The sequence below is a fragment of the Mesorhizobium sp. M8A.F.Ca.ET.208.01.1.1 genome, from assembly GCF_004791315.1.
Lineage (GTDB): Bacteria > Pseudomonadota > Alphaproteobacteria > Rhizobiales > Rhizobiaceae > Mesorhizobium.
On the sequence record NZ_SRUT01000011.1, the window covers coordinates 95,951 to 116,177 of the forward strand.

Consider the following 20,227-nt stretch of genomic DNA (forward strand, 5'->3'; position numbering starts at 1 on the left):
TTCAGGGTGAAACGACTGTCATGTCAGGGGGTTAAATGCCGCGGAATGCATTTGGAGGCCGCAAGGCTAACGCGTTGAAATGCCTGGCGCTGGCCTCGACTGCGCTGGTCGGCCTTGGCCAGCCGATCCCTGCATCGGCAGCCGAGGTCTGGACCGGCGCCGCCTCCACGAACTGGTTCGCCGCCGGAAACTGGAACCCCGCCGCTGTCCCGACATCGAGCGACGACGTGATTCTCGATCCGGTGTTTCCGCACCCGGCCGTGGTCGATGCGGCGAGTGCGGCCGCCCACTATCTGTTTGTGGGCACCATTGCGAGTTACACGGGCTCGCTGACGATTACGAACGGCGGCACCCTCTCCGACACTGCCGGCTATCTCGGCTACGTTTCGAACGCGAGCGGCACCGTGAGCGTCACTGGCCCGGGCTCCGTCTGGAGCAACAGCTCCGACCTTTTCCTTGCCTTGAGCACCGGCAGCACTGGCACCTTGAAGATCTCCAGCGGCGGCGCTGTGAGCGACACCGTGGGTCATGTCGGCTACGGCCTGGGCACCGGCACCGTAACGGTGGACGGCCCGGGCTCGACATGGACCAACAGTGGGGATCTCTACATCGCCGAATTTGGCACCGGCACGCTGGACATCACCAATGGCGGAGCGGTCAGCAATGCCATGGGCACCATCGGTTGGCACGCGGGCTCCAACGGCGCGGTGACGGTCGACGGAGCGGGTTCGATATGGACGAATTCTTCCCACCTGTTCGTCGGCGATCAGGGCACTGGTGCGCTGAACATTTCGAAAGGCGGCAAGGTCAGCAATCTGAGCGGCATTCTGGGCAATTTGGCGGGCTCCATTGGCACGGCAACTGTCGACGGTGCTGGCTCGACCTGGGCGAACGCAGCGCTCGCGGTCGGGAACGCGGGCTTCGGCGCGCTGACGATCACGAATGGCGGCGTGGTCACCAGTTCGGTGGGATATGCCGGCTATGACGTGGGCTCCAAGGGCCTGGTGACGGTCAATGGTGCTGACTCGACCTGGACCAACACTTCCGACCTCTTCATCGGCTTCCAAGGCCAGGGCTCGCTAACGGTCTCGAATGGCGGCGCGGTCAGCAACGCCTTGGGCTATGTCGGCGACTTCGCGGGCTCGACAGGTACCGTCTTCGTCGATGGTCCCGGCTCGACCTGGACCAACAGCGCGGATCTGAATGTCGGCAATCTCGGCGCCGGCAACGTGACGATCACCAATGGCGGCGCCATCAGCAACGACACCGCCTATGTCGGCAACTCGGCAGGCTCGACCGGCATGGTTTTCGTCGACGGTGCCGGTTCGACCTGGACGAACGCAGACCTGTTCGTCGGAAGTGCCGGCACGGGCACACTGGTGATCTCGCATGGCAGCACGGTCAGCAGCGGTACTGGCGTCATTGGCTCGCAGGCGGGCTCGACCGGCACGGTGATTGTCGACAACGCCGGCTCGACCTGGACCAACAGCGCGGATCTGTTTGTCGGCGATTATGGCACCGGCACGCTGGCGATCTCGCATGGCGCGGTCAGCAACGGCTCTGCGATTATTGGCGCGAAGGTGGGCTCGACGGGCATGGCGTTTGTTGATGGCGTCGGCGCGACCTGGACAAACAGTTCTTCCCTCGTTCTCGGCGGTTATGGCGCCGGCACGCTAGCGATTTCAAACGCCGGCATGGTCACCGACGCTGCTGGTTATCTGGGTTTTGATGTCGGATCGACGGGTTCGGCAATGGTCAGCGGCGCGGGCTCAACCTGGACGAGCAGCAGCCTCCTTATTGTCGGTCAGCGCGGAACCGGTTCATTGATCGTCTCGAACGGCGGCACGGTCGCCAATGCCGATGGCTATTTGGGCTTTAATGGCGGATCCATCGGTACCGCCGACGTCAGCGGCTCCGGCTCGACGTGGACCAGTAGCGGTGATCTCAACATTGGAGGTAGTGGCACAGGCTCACTGACGATCGCGAATGGCGGCGTGGTGTCGGCCGGCGGCGTAGTCAACATCGCCCTTCTGGCGGGCTCCGTCGGCACGCTGAATATCGGTGCAGCGAGCGGATCGCCAGCGGCGGCGGCCGGCGCGCTCAATGCGGCGAGCGTTCAGTTCGGACAAGGCGCGGGTGCGATCAACTTCAACCACACCGACACAAGCTACACCTTCGCATCGGCGATCGGCGGCGCGGGCTCGATCGACCAGATTGCCGGCACGACGAACCTGACCGCCAATTCGAGCGGCTTCACCGGTGGAACCAATGTGAACGGCGGACGGCTGGCCGTGAACGGTTCGCTGGCCAGTTCGCTGGTGACGATCACGGGCGGAATGCTAGGTGGCAACGGCACGGTTGGCGGCATCGTCGCACAATCAGGCGGCGTCATCGCACCGGGCAATTCGATCGGCACGCTCAATGTCGCGGGCGACATCGACCAGGCGGCGGGCTCGATCTACCAGGTCGAACTCACCTCGACCGGCCAGTCGGACCTCATCCTGGCGACGGGCACTGCGACGATCGCCGACGGCACGGTCCTCGATGTCGTCAAGACGGACGCCGCGCCTTATGTGCCGGGCACGCATTACACCGTGCTGCAAGCCGATGCGGGCGTCACCGGCACCTACACGCTCAGCGGGGCCGGCCCCTTCATTGGCCTTATCGCCAATTACGACCCCACGCATGTCTATCTCGATGTGGTGCAGGCGAAGTCCTTCGCCTCGGTCGGCCTGACGCCCAACCAGATCGCAACCGGCGGCGGCGCCGAAAGCCTTGGCAGCGGCAATCCGCTCTTTGATGCCATCTTTGCCTTGCCGAGTGAGGCAGCCGCCCAGGACGCCTTCGACCAGCTCTCGAGCGAAATCCACGCCTCGGCCAAGGGGATGTTGCTGGAAGACAGCCGCTTCATCCGCGACGCCGCCACCAAGCGAATCAGCGCAGCCTTCGGCGATGCCGGCGCAGCCGCATTGCCGGTCATGGCCTATGGCGAGGGCGGGCCCGGGATGGTGGCCGCCGACACCGACCGCTTCGCCGTCTGGGGCCAGGCCTTCGGCTCCTGGGGTCAAACCGGCAGCGACGGCAATGCAGCCAACTTCGATCGCTCGACCGGCGGCCTCCTGGTCGGCGCCGACAGCCCGATCGGCGACTGGCGCGTCGGCATCATCGGCGGCTACAGCCATTCGTCCTTCGACGCCGACGACCGCCATTCCAGCGGCGCCAGCGACAACTATCATCTCGGACTCTACGGCGGCACCAATTGGGGCGCCATAGCCTTCCGCACCGGCGCCGCCTACAGCTGGAACAGCATCTCGACAAAACGCTCGGTGGCCTTCAACGGCTTCGCCGACCAATTGTCGGCTGACTATGACGCCGGCACGGCGCAGGTGTTCGGCGAACTCGCTTACAAGGCTGGTGTCGGCCGCTTCAAGTTCGAGCCCTTCGCCAGTCTCGCTTATGTCAGTGTGCATGCTGACGGCTTCACCGAGCAAGGTGGCGCCGCCGCGCTGACCAGCGCCAGCTCAACCACCAATGCCACCTTCACCACGCTCGGGCTGCGCGCCTCGACCGACGTCGCGCTCGGCGGCATCAGCGCGACCGCGCGCGGCACGCTCGGATGGCGCCACGCCTTTGGCGACGTCACGCCGACCTCGACCTTCGCCTTCGCCGGCGGCGATGCTTTTGCCATCGCCGGCGTGCCTGTCGCCAGCGACAGCGCGGTGATCGAGGCCGGCTTCGATTTGCAAATGTCGACCAATGCCACGCTCGGCCTGTCCTATGTCGGCCAGTTCGGTGGCCACAACACCGACAACGGCGCCAAGGCAGATCTCAGCGTCAGGTTCTGACAACGAGGAGGTCAGACAATTTGGCGGCAGCAAGGGCGAAGACGGGGAATCTCCCGCACGAGACCGAGATTGGCAGTTCCGATTCTGGCTCTCCTCTATTTCCCCTGCTTCAGGAACTGGCTGAGCAAATCCACCGGCAGCGGGAACACGACGGTGGACGAGCGCTCGCCGGCGATATCGTGCAAGGCCTCGAAATAGCGCAGCTGCATGGCCTGCGGCTCGGCCGCCAGCATGCGGCCCGCCTCGACCAGTTTCGCCGCCGCCTGCTGCTCGCCTTCGGCATTGATCACCTTGGCGCGCCGCAGCCGCTCGGCCTCGGCCTGCTTGGCGATGGCGCGGACCATGTTCTCGTTGAGGTCGACATGCTTGATCTCGACATTGGACACCTTGATGCCCCACGCATCGGTGCGCTGATCGAGAATTTCCTGGATGTCGCTGTTGAGCCTGTCGCGCTCGGCCAGCATCTCGTCGAGCTCGTGTTTGCCGAGCACCGATCGCAGCGTGGTCTGCGCCAGCTGGTTGGTGGCTGCCATGTAGTCCTCGACCTGGATGACCGCCCGTTCAGCGTCGACGATGCGGAAATAAAGCACGGCGTTGACCTTCACCGAGACGTTGTCGCGCGAAATCACGTCCTGCGGCGGCACGTCCTGCACCACCACGCGCAGGTCGACCTTCACCATCTGCTGGACGAAGGGAACGAGGATGATGAGGCCCGGCCCCTTGACCCCGGTGAAGCGGCCGAGCGTGAAGACCACGCCGCGCTGATATTCCCGCAGGATGCGGATCGCCGCGGACAGGAAGATGACCATAAGAACCGCAAGCAGCAGGTAGGCCACATAGCCGATGTTCATTGCCTTGCTCCATTCCTTCCCGCGTCGCGCCGCCGCACGGTCAGCACGAGGTCGCTGATGTCGGTCACCTCGACGCTGTCGCCGGCCGCGACGGGTTCATCGGCCTTCGCCCGCCAGCGCTCGCCCAAGGCCAGCACATGGCCCTCGCCGCCCTGCCAGTCGAGGATCTCGGCCGGCTGGCCGCGCATCGCTTCGCCGCCGACGCGCGGCGGGTTTCGGCGCGCCGCCCAGAGATAGGTGCCGCTCAGCAGCGCCAATCCAAGGGTCAGCGCGGCGGCGGGACCGATGATCGCCCATGACAAGGCAAAGCCCGGCCCCTCGACCCGCAGCAGCATGGCGGCACCGAACAGAAAGGCGGCCACGCCGCCGAGCCCGAGCACGACGGTGGGATTGAAGGCCTCGATGATGAGGAAAACGACGCCGAGCAGCATCAGGGCAAGGCCGGTATAGTTGATCGGCAGGAGATCGAGCGCATAGAGGCCGAGCACGAGGCAGATGGTGCCGACGACGCCGGGCGCCACGGCCCCCGGGCTGGTGAACTCGAAGACGATGCCGTAGACGCCGACCAGCATCAGGATGACGGCGGTGTTCGGATCGGTGATGACGGAAAGCAGCTGGATGAACCAGCCCGGCTCCAGCGTCTCGACCGGCAGTCCCTTCGTCGCCAGCACCACTTTCTTGCCGGCCACATCGACGGTGCGCCCATCGGCCAGCAGCAAGAGCTCGGTGGTGTCGCGGGCGACGAAATCGATCACATGTTCCTGCAATGCCGCATTGGCCGACAGGCTCGCCGCCTCGCGCACGGCCTTCTCGCCCCAGTCGCCGTTGCGGCCGCGCAGTTCCGCCAGCGAGCGGATCAGGGCGACCGCGTCATTGGTCACCTTGGCCATCATCGCGTCGCCGGCCGGCCGGCCGTTGGCGTCCTTCTGGTCGCCCTCGCCCTTCTGGTCGCTCTTGTCGCCGCCCGGAAGCGACGGCAGCCCGCCAATCTCCACCGGCGTCGCCGCGCCCAGATTGGTGCCGGGCGCCATGGCAGCGACATGGGTGGCGTAGAGGATATAGGTGCCGGCGCTCGCCGCATGGCCGCCGGCCGGCGCGACATAGCCGATGACAGGCACCGGCGACGCCAGGATATCGGCGATCATCTCGCGCATCGAGGTGACCAGCCCGCCCGGCGTGTCGAGCTGCAGGATGAGGACTGCGGCATCCCGCCTGGCCGCGGCATCGAGCGCTTCCTTGAGCTGCCTGCTGCTTGCCGGCCCGATGGCGCCGTCAATGGCGACGCTTAGCGCAACCCTTTCGCTCCCGGCTGAGGAGAAGGGACAAAGAACAGCCGCGACGACGAAGGCCGCGGCAAGAAGGGCCACCCGCGCGAAGGTCACGCTCAAAGCTCCATGGACTCAATATGGGTTGTATTTTTGCGAAGTCCATGAAGGAGCCGACGTCGCAGATCGGCGACGGCCGAAGAGACGGCCTTCCCTTACTCCGGTGAAGGCACCGGCGGCTTCGAGGTCAGCGCCGTGCCGGCGGCGGCCACGATCACGGCGGCGATGCCGGCAAGTTGCGGCATGGTCAGGCTTTCCCGCAGGAACAGAAACCCGGCGAGCGCGCCGAGCCCCGGCTCCAGGCAGGTCAGCGTGCCGTAGATGCGGGCCGGCATGCGGGTCAGCGCCACCATCTCGAGGAAGAACGGCAGCGCGCTGGAGAACAGGCCGACGAGCAGCGCGCTGACCAGGATCGACGGCGCGAGCAGGCCGCTTCCCGCCTCGGCTATGCCGAAGGGCAGCACCAGCACGGCGGCGATGGCCATGCCATAGGCGGTGGTGCGGGTGCCGAGCTCCGCGCCCGCCTTCTGCGCCAGCACGATATACAGCGCCCAGAAACCGCCGGCGGCCAGCGCCAGCATCACGCCCACCGGGTCAAGCGGCTGCAGCGAGTGGATGAAGGGCGACAAAAGCACGATGCCGGCGACCGCCAGCGCGATCCAGCCAAAGTCGCTGGCACGCCGCGAGGTCAGCGTCGCCACCAGCAGCGGACCGGAAAACTCCAGCGCCACCGCGACGCCGAGCGGGATCCTGGCGAGCGCTGCGTAGAACAGAAGGTTGAGTGCGCAGAGCGTCACGCCATAGGCGACGAGCCACGGCAGCGTGGCGCGCGAGGGCCGCATCTGCCAGGGCCGCAGCACCGCGATCAGCATCAGGGCGCCGATGACGAGCCTGAGCGTCGTCGTGCCTTGCGCGCCGATCACCGGGAAAAGCGTCTTGGCGAAGGTGGCGCCGATCTGGATCGACACCATGGCACCCATCAGCGCCGCGACCGGCAAGGGTGCTGCCTCGCGGCTGGCAACCGGCATCGATGTCACTTTGGTTCATCCTCCATGCCGGCAGGCGCGAAGGCCGGCCGCATGGGAGATAGAGCGAACCGGCCCGCCTGTCGTGAGGCAGCGCGGATGCCTCGATGAGGGCACGGCCAGACGGAATGAGCCAGCGCGCAACGCGTCGGACATCACACCCGGCCGCGCGCCTTGGTCAGTCTCGGGATCGCCGCCAGGACGAGCAGCGCGGCACCGCCCAGAAGCGCCATCGCCCCGAGCGACCAGGCGATGCCGATATGCACGATGGCGACCGACAAGGCAAAAGGCGCGACGGCCGAGACGATCAGCCGGGCCGACATCACCCGGCCTTGCAGCCGGCCGTAGCCATCGCTGCCGAACAATGTGAGCGGCAGCGAGCCGGTGACGATGCTGAAAAGCCCGTTGCCCATGCCGAAGATGACGGCGAACGCCATTGCGCCGGCGATGGAAGGCGCGGTGCTATCCAGCGCGACCACACCGGTTGTCATCAGGCTGGCCGAGATGATGGCGAGCATCAATGGCGACAGCTTGCCGCCGAAGACCATGTTGATGAAACGGCTCAAGACTTGTGACGGCCCGAACAGCGTTCCCACGATGGCGGCGGTCGCGCCGAGGCCAAGCCCGGAAAGCAGCGGCACCATGTGCACCAGCACGGCGGCGGCGATCAGGTTCTGCAGCGAGAAGGCGATGACCATCAGCGCAAGGCCGAGCGGCCGCGACGTGGCGGGCAGCGATCCCTTGATATGCCGTGGCGGCACGCTTGCAGACCGCCTGCCCTTGGCCAGCCCATGCGAGAGCCAGGCGTGCAGCGGCAGGCAGACAAGCAGGTTCAGCCCCGCGAAGACAAGATAGACGCTCTGCCACGGCATATGCGCGTGCAGGGCCGACGTGATCGGCCAGAACACGGTCGATGCGAAGCCGGCAATGAGGGTGAGGTAGGTAATGCTGCGTTGCGCGGCATGCGGCCTGATCTGCACCAGCAGCGCGAAGGCGGCGCCGTACTGCACCAGGTTCGATGCCACTTCGAGGACGATCAGCGCCGCCACGAAGGCCACGGCGGTGGGAGCACTGGCGCAGCCGGCGAGTGCCGCCGCTGCCAGCACCGAGCCGGCGGTCATGATTTTTCCGGCGCCGAAGCGGTCGATCCAGCGCCCCAGCCAGGGCGCCGTCAGGCCGCCAATCAGCAAGGCGGCCGAAAGCGCGCCGAAAATCCATTCGGTGGGCCATCCCAAATCCCTGGCCATGTCGGCGGCGAGGATGCTGAAGCTGTAATAGAGCGTGCCGTAGCCGATGATCTGGGTGACCCCGAGGGCGGCAATCGCGGCTATCGGCGCGCGTTCCGAGGCATCGAGCTCGGAAAGGCCCCGATTACTTGATGCCACGGTCACCGGTCACCACCTCGCCATCTTCCTTGGTGAAGTGGGTCACCGGATGGTCAAGCAGGTCGAGCACAAGCTCGGACGGCCGGCACAGCCGCGTCCCCTTTGGCGTCTCGACGATCGGCCGGTTGATCAGGATCGGATGCCTCAGCATGGCATCGAGCAGCTGCTCGTCGCTCCATTTGGGATCAGCCAGGGCAAGCTCGGCATAGGGCGTGCCCTTTTCGCGCAGCACAGCGCGCACCGGAATTCCCATGGCGGCGATAAGCTGGCCCAGGCGGTCCCGGCTGGGTGGATGTTTCAGATATTCGATGACCACCGGCTCCTCGCCGCTCGCCCTGATCATGGCAAGCGTGTTGCGCGAGGTGCCGCAGTCGGGATTGTGGTAGACGGTGACGGTCATGGCGCGGCCTCGACGGCAAGAGGTTGGATTTCGGATTGCGGCTGCAGCAGCCACGTCATCAACGCCAGCGCGAAGCCGGCGCCGGCGAACTCGGCGGCGATGAAGCCGGGAAGACTTGCCGGGCTGATTCCCGAATACGTCTCCGTGAGCGCCCTCGCCACCACCACCGCGGGATTGGCAAAGGACGTCGATGCGGTGAACCAGTAAGCAGCCGTGATATAGAGGCCCACCAGCCAGGGCACGGCCGCGCGTTCGAAGCGCAAGCCGGCCAGGATGACGGCGAGCAGGCCGAAGGTCGCGACGCCCTCCGAAAGCCATTGCGCGGCGCCGGTGCGGCCATGCGTCGACAGCGCCAGCGGCGCCAGGCCGAACATCAGATGCGCGATCACCGTGCCGACAATGCCGCCGGTAAGCTGGGCCAGCATATACCAGGCGCAGTCGCCGGCCGACAGCCGGCGCGAAAACGTCAGGGCGAGCGACACGGCCGGATTGAAATGGGCACCGGATATTGGGCCGAGGATTGTGATCAGCACGACGAGGCTCGCACCGGTTGGCAGCGTGTTGCAGAGAAGCGCCAGTGCGCCGTCGGCCGTCAGCGACCGCGCCATGATCCCTGAACCGACAACCGTAGCCACCAGCAGCGCCGTGCCAAGGCTTTCCGCGACCAGACGGCGCGGCAGGTCGAACTGGCGCTCGACTGTCATTGGGCCGCCTCTTGCGCATCGGCCGCACAGCAGCCCGGCGCCAGTGCCGGCGCGCAGATTTCCGGCCTTCCGGAGCAGCAATCCTCCATCAGGAAGCGGATCAGCCCGCTCAGCGCTTCATACTCGGCGCTATAGACCATGGAGCGGGAATCACGGCGCACGCTTACCAGCCCTGCCCGTTCGAGCTCCTTCAGGTGGAAGCTCACATTCGAGGCCGAGACCTCGACCTTCTCGGCGATGGCGCCTGCGGCAATACCATCCGGACCCGCGATCACCAGATGCCGCAGAATGCGCAGTCGTGTTTCTTGCGAAAGGGCTGCGAATGCGGACAGGGCTTGACGTTCATCCATATTTCAACAATCCTAGAAATGTTGAAACGAGGATTACCGCACATGCTCGCCTCTGACAATCGGGAATTTGAATCCACCCCCGCCATCGCCGGTGATCCCGAGGACATCACCATCGCTGGCCTGCTGGCGTTTCTCGCCGGCCACAAGGACAGGCAGCTGGTGTTTTTCCATGATGGCCGGCCGGTGAAGCCCGGCTACCACGTCACCGAGGTAAAGGCCGGCACATTCGCCGCGCTGGACTGCGGCGCCAATCCCGAATCCTGGGCCGAGATCTTCGTCCAGCTCTGGGACGTCGACGAGGAACGCACGCATATGCCGGCCGGAAAATTCTCGGCGATCATCCGCAAGGTGACGGAGCATGTCGATCTCGACCCTTCCGCCCGGCTGACCTTCGAGGTCAGCGACGGCGTGCGCCCGATCGCCCTGTATCGGGCCGCCCTTCCCCGGCTCGTCGGCGGCGCGGTGCATGTCGACCTTTCGCCCCGGCCGGCAAGCTGCAAGCCGCGCGACCGTTGGCTCGAGGAAGAGAGAAAAGCCAAGGCCTGTTGCGGGCCTTCCGCTTCGGCGCAGCCTTGCTGCCGATAAGTCGCCCACAACCAAGCGAGGAAGGCTTCGTCCCTCAGTTCAGGGACTGGCGGCGTGGCGGCGGTGCCGGGTGTCGCTGCTCCAGTTCGGACGCGGCCGCCGCGCGGCCGGTCCGGCGCAGCCTTTCGAGATAGCCCGGCAACTCGCCAAGGCAATGGAATGGCCCGCCCTCCCTGATCACCGTCACCAGCGGATCGACATCGCTGTCGCTTCTCCTGGCCATCGTGGTGCGCCAGTCCTCGAGCAGGCGGCTGGCGTGATCGACCACGTCGCCCCGGCTGCTGGAAAGGTCATGCTGCTCGTGCGGATCCTCGCTGAGGTTGAACAGGCTGACGGGCCCAAAGTCCTTGTAGCCGTCATGATAGGTGCGCAGCATCAGCCAGTCGGCGCCGTCGAGCCGGAAGCGCACGCCGCGCTGCACGGCCCACGCGCCCTGGCTCAGCACCAGGAAATCGCGGCCACCCTCCTCGCCGGCGGCAAGCGCGGTCGCGAAGGATTGCCCGTCCCACAGCGCGGGCACGCTGCCGCCAAGCCGGTCGATCAGTGTCGCGGCCCAATCGAAATGATAGTGCAGGCCGGCATTGACGCCGCGCATGTCCTTAGCGCCGGGCCAGCGGATGACCAGCGGCACGTTGCAGGTGAACTCGTCCGCCGTCTGGTGGTCGCCCCAGACATTGAGCTCGCCGAGATTCTCGCCATGGTCGGCGCCGATGACGATGATCGTGTCGTCGAACAGGTTCTGCCGCTTCAGCTCCTCGATGATGAGACCGACATGGTGATCGGCATAGAGCACGCCGGTGTCATAGCCGTCGAACCACGCCTTGACCTTGCCCATGCTGTCGATCGGCGACGGCATGCGCCGGTATTTCGATCCGCCCGGTGTTACGTCGAAGCCTGAGGGTTCCTGCGGGCTGTGCGGACCGTAGCCGGCATGGCTCTTCTCGAACACGTCCTTCGTCATCCACTCCGGCAAAGGCTGGTCGGCGAACGGATCGCCGAAGGAGTCCGGCGCACGATAGGGCGTGTGCGGATCCCAGACATTGACATGCAGGAACCATTTTTTTGCCGAGCCATTGCGCTTCAGCCAGTCGAGCGCCAGGCCCGACACCTCGTCGGCATTCTCCATGCCGGCCTTGCCCGGATTGATGATCTCGTTGAAGCCGGCATACCAGTGCCAGCAGCCATGCCGCTCGCCAAAACTGCTGATCGTCGTCGTGTGGTAGCCGAGATCGCGCAGCGCCCGCATCCAGCCCTCCTCGTAGAAGGTGCCGGCCCAGGCCCGCCCGGCGCCCTCGCGGAACGGCTCGCAGGCGGTGCCGCCATGGCCGACCACGCCGGTGCGCATGCCGTGGCGGCCGCTCCACAGCGCCGTGCGCGACGGATGACAGGGCACGTCGGAGACATAGACGTTCTCGAAGCGGATGCCGTCGCGGGCGAGGCTGTCGATGACTGGAGAGGTGTTGCGATGATAGCCGTAGCAACCGAGATGGTCGCGCCTCAGGCTGTCGATGTCGATGTAGAGAACGTTCATGAAGGACTCGCCGCTTCTATGGATGTCAAAGGCAGGCCCCGGCTGATTACCGGGGCTCGCGGTGTTCAAGAGCCGGCATCAGGCCGAAATATATTGATCGCCGAGATAGTAGTCCTTCGGGTCGAGCGAGGTCTCGAGCTTGCCGAAGGTCTTGAACAGGTCGTTCATCGTCGCGAACCAGCCGTTCACGCTGCCGTCCTTGGTGAGCTTGGTGAGCTCGGCCGAGGTCATGAAACGCCCGTAGCCGGCCTCGGTCTTCAATTGTTCGGCCGGAATGCCCAACAGTTTCGAGGTGATCTCGATCGCCTTGTCCTGGTTGGCGGCGCGGAAATCCTGCGCGTCCTTGATGGCACGGACCACATTCTTGACGAGATCGGGATTGCCCTCGACCAGATCGTTGCGGGCGATGAAGACGCTCGGGAACGTGGTCTGCGGGTAGAAATCGTCGTTCTTGGCCAGTTCCACCAGGTCGGGAACCCGCGTCTTGATGATGCCGACGAACGGGTACCAGATGCCGGCCGCGTCGACCTGCTTGGAGGCGAAGGCCGCCACGATGGTGCTCGGGTCCATCTGCACGATGTCGAGGTCGGTCATCGCCATGTTGGCCTTGCGCAGCGCCAGCCGCAGCAGCATGTCGCCTGACGTGCCGGCCGCGATCGCCACCTTCCTGCCCTTGAGCTCGGCGATCGACTTGATGCCGGCTTGCGCGATCACCCGGTCGGAAAAGCCGACATCGTTGACGGCGATGATCTTGGCCTTGCCGGTCGCCGGCAGCCACAGCGCGCCTGGCCCGAGATAGCCGAACTCGAGGCTGTTGGCGCCCAGCGCCTGCACCTGGATCGGCCCGTTGGTGAAGACCTTGATGTCGGCGTCGACGCCATGCTTGGCATAGAAGCCTTGATCGGCGGCCACGCCGGAGATGCTCGCGCCCCAGAAGTCGCCATTGTAGCCGATGCGCGCCGGCGTCCCCGCTGCCCTGGCCTTGATGCCAGAGGCGGCGAACGCGGCCAGCGCCGCCGAGGATGCCATGAAATTCCGTCTTGTCAGTGTCACGCTACTCTCCTCCTGTTACTGGTGCTAAACGGCTTCCGCCGCTACTGGTGGTACACCGCTTGCCAGACGCGGTTGCGGATGGTCATGAACTCGGCCGAAAGCCGGATTTCCTCGGTTCTGGGATAAGGCAGCGGGACATCGATGATCTCCTTCAGCCTGCCCGGCCGCGCCGCCATGACGATGACGCGGTTGGCAAGGTAGACGGCCTCGTCGACATCATGGGTGATGAACATCACCGTGCGCCGCTCCCGGCTCCAGGTGTCGAGCAACTGGTCCTGCAACTGCACGCGGGTCAGCGCGTCGAGCGCGCCGAACGGCTCGTCCATCAAAAGAATGGACGGGTCCACCGCATAGGCGCGCGCGATGGCGCAGCGCTGCTTCATGCCGCCGGACAGCGTCTTTGGCAGCGCGTCGGCGAAGTCGCCGAGGCCCACGAGGTCGATGAAACGCTCGGCGATCTGCCTGCGGCGCGAAGCCTCCTCGCCCTTGATGCGCAGCCCGAACTCGACGTTCTGGCGAACGGTCAGCCAGGGAAAGAGCGCGTATTGCTGGAAGATCATGCCGCGCTCCGGCCCCGGCCCTTCGACAGCCTTGCCGTCGACCAGCACGCTGCCCTCGCTCGGCCGCAACAGGCCGGCGGCGATGTTGAGCGCCGTCGACTTGCCGCAGCCGGAGGGGCCGACGACGGTGACGAACTCGCCGTCGGCGATGTCGAGCGACAGCCGGTCGAGCGCGATGAAGCTGTTGTCGCTCAGGTCGAAACGGCGGGTGACCTTGTCGAACACGATCTTTGGAACGATCCTGGAAGCCATCACACGCGCTCCTGCCAGACGGTGAGCCGGCGCTCGATCACCAGGAGGATGCGATCCATGGCAAGGCCGAGCAGGCCGATGGTGATCAGGCTGACGAAGATGGTCGGCAGGTCGTAATAAAGCTGCGCCTGCTGCATACGGAAGCCGAGCCCGGACTGCGCGGCGATCAGTTCGGCGGCGACCAGCGTCGCCCAGGCCGATCCAAGCCCGATGCGTACCCCGACCAGGATGAACGGCGTCGACGCCGGGATGATGACGCGCAGGAAGATCGTCATGTCTTTCGCGCCAAGCACCCGCGCGGCGTTGATCATCGTCTTGTCGACGCTGATCACGCCCTGATAGGTGGCGACGACGCTGGCCAGGAACGATGCCAGGAAGATGACGAAGATTTTTGGCGTCTCGTCGATGCCCATGGTGACGATCGCCAGCGGAATGATGGCGAGCGGCGGGATCATGCGGAAGAACTGCAGATAGGGCTCGATCAGCGAACGGGCGACCTTGTACCAGCCCATGACGAAGCCGACCGGGATCGCGAGGATGACGCCGAGCAGGAAGCCGGTCAGCACCCGCGCCAGGCTGGAGGCGATATCGGTGGCAAGCTGCCCGCTGGCGATGACATCGCCGAACCGCGCCGCCACCTGCGGCGGCGGCGGCAGGCCGACCGCGCCGCCCGCCGTAAGCGCCCACCAGATGGCGACACCGGCGACGAGCCCGACAAGATTGAGCGCGAGGGCGGGATAGTCGATGCCTTGCCCTTCCGGCGGCGTACCGCCTGGGCGTGTCGTCTTGGCTGTCTCGCTCATCGCGAAACCCCCGAATAGAAGAAGTGGTCGAGCGCCGCGGCCGACGCGCCGATGGCGCCAGCGCCGGGGCCGAGGCTCGACCGCTCGATGCGCAGCACATCGCGCATCGGCGGCAGCACGCGGGGCGGAACGCCCTCGCGGATATGGTCGATGAAGCTTTCCGGCGCTTCGGCGAGATGGCCGCCAAAAACGATCAGGTCCGGATTGAGCAGGTTGGTCGCGGTCGCGATCGCTGTCGTCAGGTGCCTGAGTGCCGCGTTCCAGGGCTCGGGATATTTCTCCAACTCGGCCAGCAGCCGCTTGGGATGCGGCGCCTCGATATGCGCGTCGCGGGCCAGCGCCCGTTCGGACAGGAACGTCTCCAGGCAGCCTCTGTTGCCGCAGGCGCAGCGCTCGCCATTCTCTACCACCTGGACATGGCCGAGTTCGACGGCCCCATAGCCGCCGGGGCGGAATGGCATGCCGTTGATCACCAGCCCGGCGCCGAGGCCGGTGCGCAGGTAGATGTAAAGCAGCGCGGTGGCGTCGCGGCCGATGCCGTAGCGCGACTCCGCCAGCGCCATGGCGCTGACATTGTGCTCGACCACGGCGGGTATGCCGAGGGCCGTCTCGAGTTCGTCGGCGAAGGGCACGTCCTTCCAGTCGTAATTGACCGACTGCAAATTGCGCCGCCGCTTGGTGTCCACCGGGCCAGGCACGCCGAGCCCGAGGCCGATCAGCCGGGACCGCTCGACGCCTGTCTTGCGGATCAGTTGCTCGACGGTCCGCACCACCATGCCGATCACCGCGGCCGGTTCGCTGGTGGCGGTGTCGAAATACTGCGAGGCCATGGCTTTCGAGGAAGCCTTGAGGTCGGTGATCGTGGCATGGATGGTGCCGGCGCCGATGTGCACGCCAACCACCGACAGGGCATCCGGCACCAGCGCGACGCCGATGGCCGGCCGGCCGACGGGTGCGTCGCCGGCGGCGGCCTGGTTGAGCTCGACGACCGTCCCTTCCCTGAGCAGATGCGCCGTCAGATGGGTCAGCGCGGTCGGCGAGAGCGCGGTCCGCCGCGCCAGTTCGGCACGCGACTGCGGGCCGTCGTCGCGCAGGATGCGCAGGATTGCTCCGTGATGGACGCCCATCTTCTCCTCCCTATTATTTTCTAATGTTAATAAATTAATTAAGGCTGTCAAGGACACGCCCACCACCGGGCGAATGACCGCGCCGCGTCGGCTGGTCGTCGCCACGTGACCAAGCAATTCAGAAGAGTGAGGACCTAGCGCTTTCCCTTGGAAATTGCTTAAAAACAAAGGGACAGGGTTCAGCCGGAGAAGGACACGCCCCTGTGGCGCATCCCCGCCTGCACGCCGCGCACGATGAGCCGGGACAGGATTTCCATGTCCAGCGGCATTCCCGGACGCCAGACGTCGAGCAACAGCGCAATGCGCGCCTCGTCGGCGTTGTTCATCACTTCGTGCGAGAAGGTGTCGTCCCACAGCATGCCTTCGCCATCCGTGATCCGCTTCTCCTGATGATTGATCATCATGATGGTCGCGGGGCGGCCATCGGTCTGCCGCGGAATGACCAGGCCGAGATGAAAGCGCATGATGCCGCGAAACGGTCCGCGATGGCTGGGAATGTGCTTGCGCGGCGCCAGGAACGAGATGGCCGCCGATTTGACTTCGGGACACTCGGCGAGCAACTGGCTCAGAACCGGCATCCGCGCCAGGTTTTCGGGAACCCCGATGTCGTAGGCCTTGAGCACGAACATGCGCCAGTCGAGGCCGTCATTGGCCGAGATCTCGGCCTGCTCCGGCATGATGTCGTGGAAGCGCGGCGCCCCGCCCAGCCGCACCGCGAGCGCTTCGTCGCGTATGCCGCGCCAGGCGGCGATGAATTTCGCCGCGTTCGGAAAATCGGTGGCGGCATCGAGGATAGCCGGCGCGTCTATGCGCCTTTCATAGACACGCCGGACCCCATTGCATGCAAGATCGTAGACGCGGGACATCGCATAACCTCGATGGCACCATAAACGGACAGCCGATGGTTCGGGTTGCACATTTTGGTCATCGCGTCGTGAACTACCCGGACAGCCATGGGCCAGGTCCTGTGCCGGCCACCCGGCAATCCGAGGCAATTCGTCAACCGGATCGAACGATCCCAGATGTCCCGCTCATTCCCTGAAGGCGCGGTTGAGCTGATCCTGCAGCGGTTTGACGAGGTAGGAGATCACGGTTCGGTCGGCGGTCTTGATGAAGGATTCGACCGGCATGCCCGGAACCAGCTTGACCTCGCCGAGGCGCGCGATCTCCGAGTTCGTCGTCGCGATGCGGACAGTGTAGTAGCTGATGCCGGTGCGCTGGTCGGTCGTCGTGTCCGGCGAGGTTCGTTCGACCGTCCCGTTGATCTGCGGCGTGGTGCGCTGGTTGAAGGCCGAGAAGCGCAGCGCCGCCGGCTGGCCGACCCACAGCTGGTCGATGTCGCTCGGCGCGATCTTGGCCTCGACCGTCAGGCTGTCGCTGTCGGGCACGATCTGCATGATCGTCTGGCCAGGGGTGATGACGCCGCCGACGGTGTGGGCGATGGATTGCTGCACGATGCCGTCCTGCGGCGCGCGGATGTCGATGCGCCTGAGCTGGTCCTCGGCGGCGATCTTGCGCTCCGTCAGTTCGCCGACCTTGCCGTCGATCTCGCGCAAATCCTTGTTGACGTCGGTGCTGAGTTCGAGGTCGATCTGGAGGATCTGCAAATTGATCTCGGCGATCTTGCCCTGGGCTTGCGCCAGGGCCGCCGTCAACTGGCCGCGCTCGCCATCGAGCCGCGCCGACTCGCGCTCCATGGCGGTCAGGCGGTCGATCGAGATCAGCCGCTTCTTCCACAGCGCGCGTATGCTGGCCAGTTCCTCCTCGACAAGCGCGATTTCTTGCGACTTGGCTTCCGCCTGGGCCGTGTCCCCGCCAATCTCTTTCTGCAGCTGCAGGATGCGCTCCTGCAACTGGCCCTTCCGGCCGGAACGATCCGCACGCCTTGTCTCGAAGACCTGTTCCTCGCCGGCGATGATCTCCGCGATCGCCGCATCACCGCGACGATCGAGAATATCCCTGGGGAAGGCGATGGCATCGGTACCCCGGCGCTCCGCTTCGAGGCGCGCCTCGCGTGCCGACAACTGATCGAGGGCCTTGGTGACGACGGCGAGGTTGGCCGCCGGCACGGTGGGATCGAGGCGCACGAGCAGCGCCCCGCGCTTGACACGGTCGCCGTCACGCGCCGCGATCTCGCCGACGATGCCGCCGGTCGAATGCTGTACGTCCTTGACGTGGGAATCCACGACGAGGACCCCCGACGCGATGACCGCTCCCGAAATGCGGGTCAGCGAGGCCCAGCCGCCGACGCCGCCGACCAGCACCGCGACCGCGACGAGGCCCCAGCGCATGTAGCGTTGAATGGACTGGTGGGAGGAACTCGGCATCATCCCTCCCCTTTACTCGCCTGCCGCCGCCGCGCCCGGCCGCGGCGCCGGCTCCTCGGTGGCGAGCCTGAGGTGCGGCACGGCGCTCACCGCCGGTTGCGGCCGCGGAAACAGCTTGGCCAAGACATCGTCCTTGAGCCCGAACGCCTGGACGCGGCCCTGGCTCATGGCGAGGATGAAATCGACCGTGCCGAGCGCGCTTGGCCGGTGTGCCACGAGCACGACGATGCCGCCACGTTGCCGCACCGACACAATAGCCTGAAACAGCGCCTGTTCGCCTTCGGCGTCGAGGTTGGAATTCGGTTCGTCGAGCACCACCAGGAACGGATCGCGATAGAGCGCGCGGGCCAGCGCGATGCGCTGGCGCTGACCGGCCGAGACGGCCTCGCCAAGTTCGCCGATCTGCGTCTCGTAGCCATCGCGGAAACCGACGATGAGATCATGCGCGCCGGCTGCCCTGGCGGCTGCGATCACCAATGCGGGATCGGCGTCGGGTTCGAAACGCGCGATGTTCTCGGCGATCGAGCCGGCGAACAACTCGACGTCCTGCGGCAGATAACCGATGAAATGGCCGCGGTCTTCCGGCGACCACTGATCGAGGTCGGCGCCGTCGAGCCGGATCCTGCCGGCGGCCGACGGCCAGGCTCCGACAAGCGCCCTGACCAGCGTCGACTTGCCCGAACCGCTCTGACCGATAATGCCGACGGCGTGTCCCGCTTCCAGTGCGAAGCTGGCGTCCTGCACCAGCAGCCGCTGCACGCCGGGCGCGGCGACGCTGACGTTCTGCATGAAGACGTGGCGGCTCGGCGCGGGCATGACCATCGGCTCGGCATCGGCGGGCAATGCGGCAAGAATCTTGGTCAGCCGCTGCCAGCCCTGCCGCGCGGTCAGGAAACCTTTCCAGTTGGCGATGACCAGATCGACGGGCGCCAGCGCCCGCCCGCTCAGGATCGATGCCGTGATGATGATGCCCGCGGTCGCCTGCTGTTCGATGACCAGCCAGGCGCCGATGCCGAGCATGGCCGATTGCAGGAGCATGCGTAGCACCTTGGACACGGCGCCGAAGCCGCCGGCGATATCGCTGACGCTGCGCTGCTCGGCGAGATAGTCGCGGTTGGCCTCTTCCCATCGCTTCGCCATCCTGCCGCCCATGCCGAGAGCCGCGATGACTTCCGCGTTGCGGTTGCCGGTCGTGGTCAGGCCGTTGCGGATGATGCCGGTCTGGGTGCCTGATGTGACCGGCTTGCGCGTCAGCCGCTCGGCATGGACGGTCAACAGGACGAGCACGATCGCTCCGACCAGGGCGGTTACGCCGAGGAGCACGTGGAACATGAAGATGATGGCTAGATAGAGCGGCAGCCACGGCAGGTCGAACAGCGCGGTCGGGCCGGTGCCCGACAGGAAGGTCCGCACGCTGTCGAGATCGCGCACCGGCTGCATGCTGTCGCCATTGCGCCCGACCTTGAGCGGCAGCTTGAGGACGCTGGAATAGACGCGGGCGCCGAGCGCTTCGTCGAGGGCTCCCCCGATGCGCACCAGGATGCGGCCGCGGATGAAATCGAGCACGCCTTGTCCGGCGTAGAGGATGGCTACGAGCAGGCTGAGGCCGATCAGCGTCGGCACGCTGCGGCTCGGCAGCACGCGATCGTAGACCTCGAGCATATAGATCGAACTGGACAACATCAGGACGTTGAGGACGCCGCTGAACAGTGCGATGGCGATGAAGGCCGAGCGGCAGGATTTGATTGCCGCCGAGAGTTCCGATCCCTGCTGCCGAGGATTGGGCTGCCGGGCACCGGGCCCGGCAGCCTTTCGCGCCGTCGCCGCGACGCCGGGGGCTGCGCCAGGAGCGGTTTCAGCGCGAAAAGGATTGCGTCCCCGAAACAGCAGAAGAGCGCCAAACATCGCGAACGCCAGGCAGAACAGCCAGACGCCTGGCGATGTCGTCAACATGCCACCGAGTGCAGGAAAAAGGGCGCAGGCTATCAAAACCAGACCCAAGGACCTGACCCTGGCCTGCGCCGAATTGAAGATCGCGGAGCCCCTTTCCATGCCAATCCATGTGGGCGGCGCTGCGGCAAGGCACCCGGCCGACGGCCGGAGA

General features: G+C 65.9%; 17 protein-coding genes. 2 read left to right on the plus strand and 15 right to left on the minus strand.

Features of this window, described 5'->3' with window-relative positions; genetic code table 11:
• Positions 1-35 precede the first annotated feature (35 nt).
• Entirely contained in the window at positions 36-3,845 is a 3,810-nt protein-coding gene (locus tag EN851_RS30635; protein WP_135930677.1) for an autotransporter domain-containing protein, read from the plus strand.
• Positions 3,846-3,940: 95 nt separating this feature from the next.
• Here EN851_RS30635 and EN851_RS30640 read toward each other — a convergent pair whose 3' ends face one another.
• The 7 genes from EN851_RS30640 to EN851_RS30670 form a co-directional block, all read right to left on the minus strand.
• A complete protein-coding gene (locus tag EN851_RS30640; protein WP_135930678.1) occupies positions 3,941-4,696 on the minus strand; it encodes a slipin family protein in 756 nt (251 codons plus the stop codon).
• The gene (locus EN851_RS30645; RefSeq protein WP_135930679.1) at positions 4,693-6,078 is read right to left on the minus strand and encodes a nodulation protein NfeD; all 1,386 of its coding nucleotides are present in this window, start codon (positions 6,076-6,078) and stop codon (positions 4,693-4,695) included. The genes EN851_RS30640 and EN851_RS30645 overlap by 4 nt, the downstream gene beginning before the upstream one ends.
• A 98-nt stretch (positions 6,079-6,176) precedes the next feature.
• Positions 6,177-7,058 (minus strand): DMT family transporter, encoded by an 882-nt coding sequence (locus EN851_RS30650; RefSeq protein WP_135866053.1) that lies wholly within the window; start codon positions 7,056-7,058, stop codon positions 6,177-6,179.
• A gap of 143 nt (positions 7,059-7,201) precedes the next feature.
• Positions 7,202-8,437, minus strand: coding sequence for an arsenite efflux MFS transporter ArsK (arsK, locus tag EN851_RS30655; protein ID WP_245520840.1), 1,236 nt, complete (start codon positions 8,435-8,437; stop codon positions 7,202-7,204).
• Positions 8,418-8,831 (minus strand): arsenate reductase (glutaredoxin), encoded by a 414-nt coding sequence (gene arsC / locus EN851_RS30660; RefSeq protein WP_135930680.1) that lies wholly within the window; start codon positions 8,829-8,831, stop codon positions 8,418-8,420. The genes arsK and arsC overlap by 20 nt, the downstream gene beginning before the upstream one ends.
• A complete protein-coding gene (locus tag EN851_RS30665) occupies positions 8,828-9,535 on the minus strand; it encodes an MIP/aquaporin family protein (RefSeq protein WP_135930681.1) in 708 nt (235 codons plus the stop codon). Before EN851_RS30665 ends, arsC begins: the two co-directional genes overlap by 4 nt.
• Positions 9,532-9,885, minus strand: a complete 354-nt coding sequence (locus tag EN851_RS30670; protein WP_127281126.1) for a metalloregulator ArsR/SmtB family transcription factor — start codon at positions 9,883-9,885, stop codon at positions 9,532-9,534. The genes EN851_RS30665 and EN851_RS30670 overlap by 4 nt, the downstream gene beginning before the upstream one ends.
• Before the next feature lie 42 nt (positions 9,886-9,927).
• On the opposite strand from EN851_RS30670, the gene EN851_RS30675 reads away from it, so the two are divergent.
• Positions 9,928-10,470, plus strand: coding sequence for a DUF6428 family protein (locus tag EN851_RS30675; protein ID WP_135930682.1), 543 nt, complete (start codon positions 9,928-9,930; stop codon positions 10,468-10,470).
• Between the two features lie 34 nt (positions 10,471-10,504).
• Here the strand turns inward: EN851_RS30675 and EN851_RS30680 are convergent, their stop codons facing one another.
• The 8 genes from EN851_RS30680 to EN851_RS30715 all read right to left on the minus strand — a co-directional run bounded on the left by EN851_RS30680 (position 10,505) and on the right by EN851_RS30715 (position 20,028).
• Positions 10,505-12,001 (minus strand): sulfatase, encoded by a 1,497-nt coding sequence (locus EN851_RS30680; RefSeq protein ID WP_135882072.1) that lies wholly within the window; start codon positions 11,999-12,001, stop codon positions 10,505-10,507.
• A 78-nt stretch (positions 12,002-12,079) separates the two neighbouring features.
• Positions 12,080-13,054, minus strand: coding sequence for an aliphatic sulfonate ABC transporter substrate-binding protein (locus EN851_RS30685; protein ID WP_245520841.1), 975 nt, complete (start codon positions 13,052-13,054; stop codon positions 12,080-12,082).
• A 41-nt stretch (positions 13,055-13,095) separates the two neighbouring features.
• On the minus strand, positions 13,096-13,854 hold the full coding sequence (locus EN851_RS30690; protein WP_189343732.1) for an ABC transporter ATP-binding protein: 759 nt from the start codon (positions 13,852-13,854) through the stop codon (positions 13,096-13,098).
• 11 nt (positions 13,855-13,865) lie between these two features.
• Complete coding sequence (locus EN851_RS30695; protein ID WP_127870312.1) at positions 13,866-14,669, minus strand: ABC transporter permease; 804 nt, start codon at positions 14,667-14,669, stop codon at positions 13,866-13,868.
• Positions 14,666-15,796: an ROK family transcriptional regulator gene (locus EN851_RS30700; RefSeq protein WP_127279632.1), complete on the minus strand. Its 1,131-nt coding sequence runs from the start codon at positions 15,794-15,796 to the stop codon at positions 14,666-14,668. Before EN851_RS30700 ends, EN851_RS30695 begins: the two co-directional genes overlap by 4 nt.
• A 179-nt stretch (positions 15,797-15,975) precedes the next feature.
• Positions 15,976-16,662 (minus strand): aspartyl/asparaginyl beta-hydroxylase domain-containing protein, encoded by a 687-nt coding sequence (locus EN851_RS30705; protein WP_135930683.1) that lies wholly within the window; start codon positions 16,660-16,662, stop codon positions 15,976-15,978.
• Positions 16,663-16,827: 165 nt separating this feature from the next.
• Positions 16,828-18,123, minus strand: coding sequence for an HlyD family type I secretion periplasmic adaptor subunit (locus EN851_RS30710; RefSeq protein ID WP_245520842.1), 1,296 nt, complete (start codon positions 18,121-18,123; stop codon positions 16,828-16,830).
• Positions 18,124-18,135: 12 nt separating this feature from the next.
• Positions 18,136-20,028, minus strand: a complete 1,893-nt coding sequence (locus EN851_RS30715; protein ID WP_135866043.1) for a type I secretion system permease/ATPase — start codon at positions 20,026-20,028, stop codon at positions 18,136-18,138.
• Positions 20,029-20,227 lie beyond the last annotated feature (199 nt).

Bases quoted from the DNA above. Each gene is read 5' to 3' on its own strand.
- EN851_RS30640 (WP_135930678.1), bottom strand. From the start codon at position 4,696: ATGAACATCGGCTATGTGGCCTACCTGCTGCTTGCGGTTCTTATGGTC.
- EN851_RS30705 (WP_135930683.1), bottom strand. From the start codon at position 16,662: ATGTCCCGCGTCTACGATCTTGCATGCAATGGGGTCCGGCGTGTCTAT.
- EN851_RS30700 (WP_127279632.1), bottom strand. From the start codon at position 15,796: ATGGGCGTCCATCACGGAGCAATCCTGCGCATCCTGCGCGACGACGGC.
- EN851_RS30715 (WP_135866043.1), bottom strand. From the start codon at position 20,028: ATGTTTGGCGCTCTTCTGCTGTTTCGGGGACGCAATCCTTTTCGCGCT.
- EN851_RS30670 (WP_127281126.1), bottom strand. From the start codon at position 9,885: ATGGATGAACGTCAAGCCCTGTCCGCATTCGCAGCCCTTTCGCAAGAA.
- arsC (WP_135930680.1), bottom strand. From the start codon at position 8,831: ATGACCGTCACCGTCTACCACAATCCCGACTGCGGCACCTCGCGCAAC.
- EN851_RS30635 (WP_135930677.1), top strand. From the start codon at position 36: ATGCCGCGGAATGCATTTGGAGGCCGCAAGGCTAACGCGTTGAAATGC.
- EN851_RS30680 (WP_135882072.1), bottom strand. From the start codon at position 12,001: ATGAACGTTCTCTACATCGACATCGACAGCCTGAGGCGCGACCATCTC.
- EN851_RS30675 (WP_135930682.1), top strand. From the start codon at position 9,928: ATGCTCGCCTCTGACAATCGGGAATTTGAATCCACCCCCGCCATCGCC.
- EN851_RS30710 (WP_245520842.1), bottom strand. From the start codon at position 18,123: ATGCCGAGTTCCTCCCACCAGTCCATTCAACGCTACATGCGCTGGGGC.
- EN851_RS30665 (WP_135930681.1), bottom strand. From the start codon at position 9,535: ATGACAGTCGAGCGCCAGTTCGACCTGCCGCGCCGTCTGGTCGCGGAA.
- EN851_RS30695 (WP_127870312.1), bottom strand. From the start codon at position 14,669: ATGAGCGAGACAGCCAAGACGACACGCCCAGGCGGTACGCCGCCGGAA.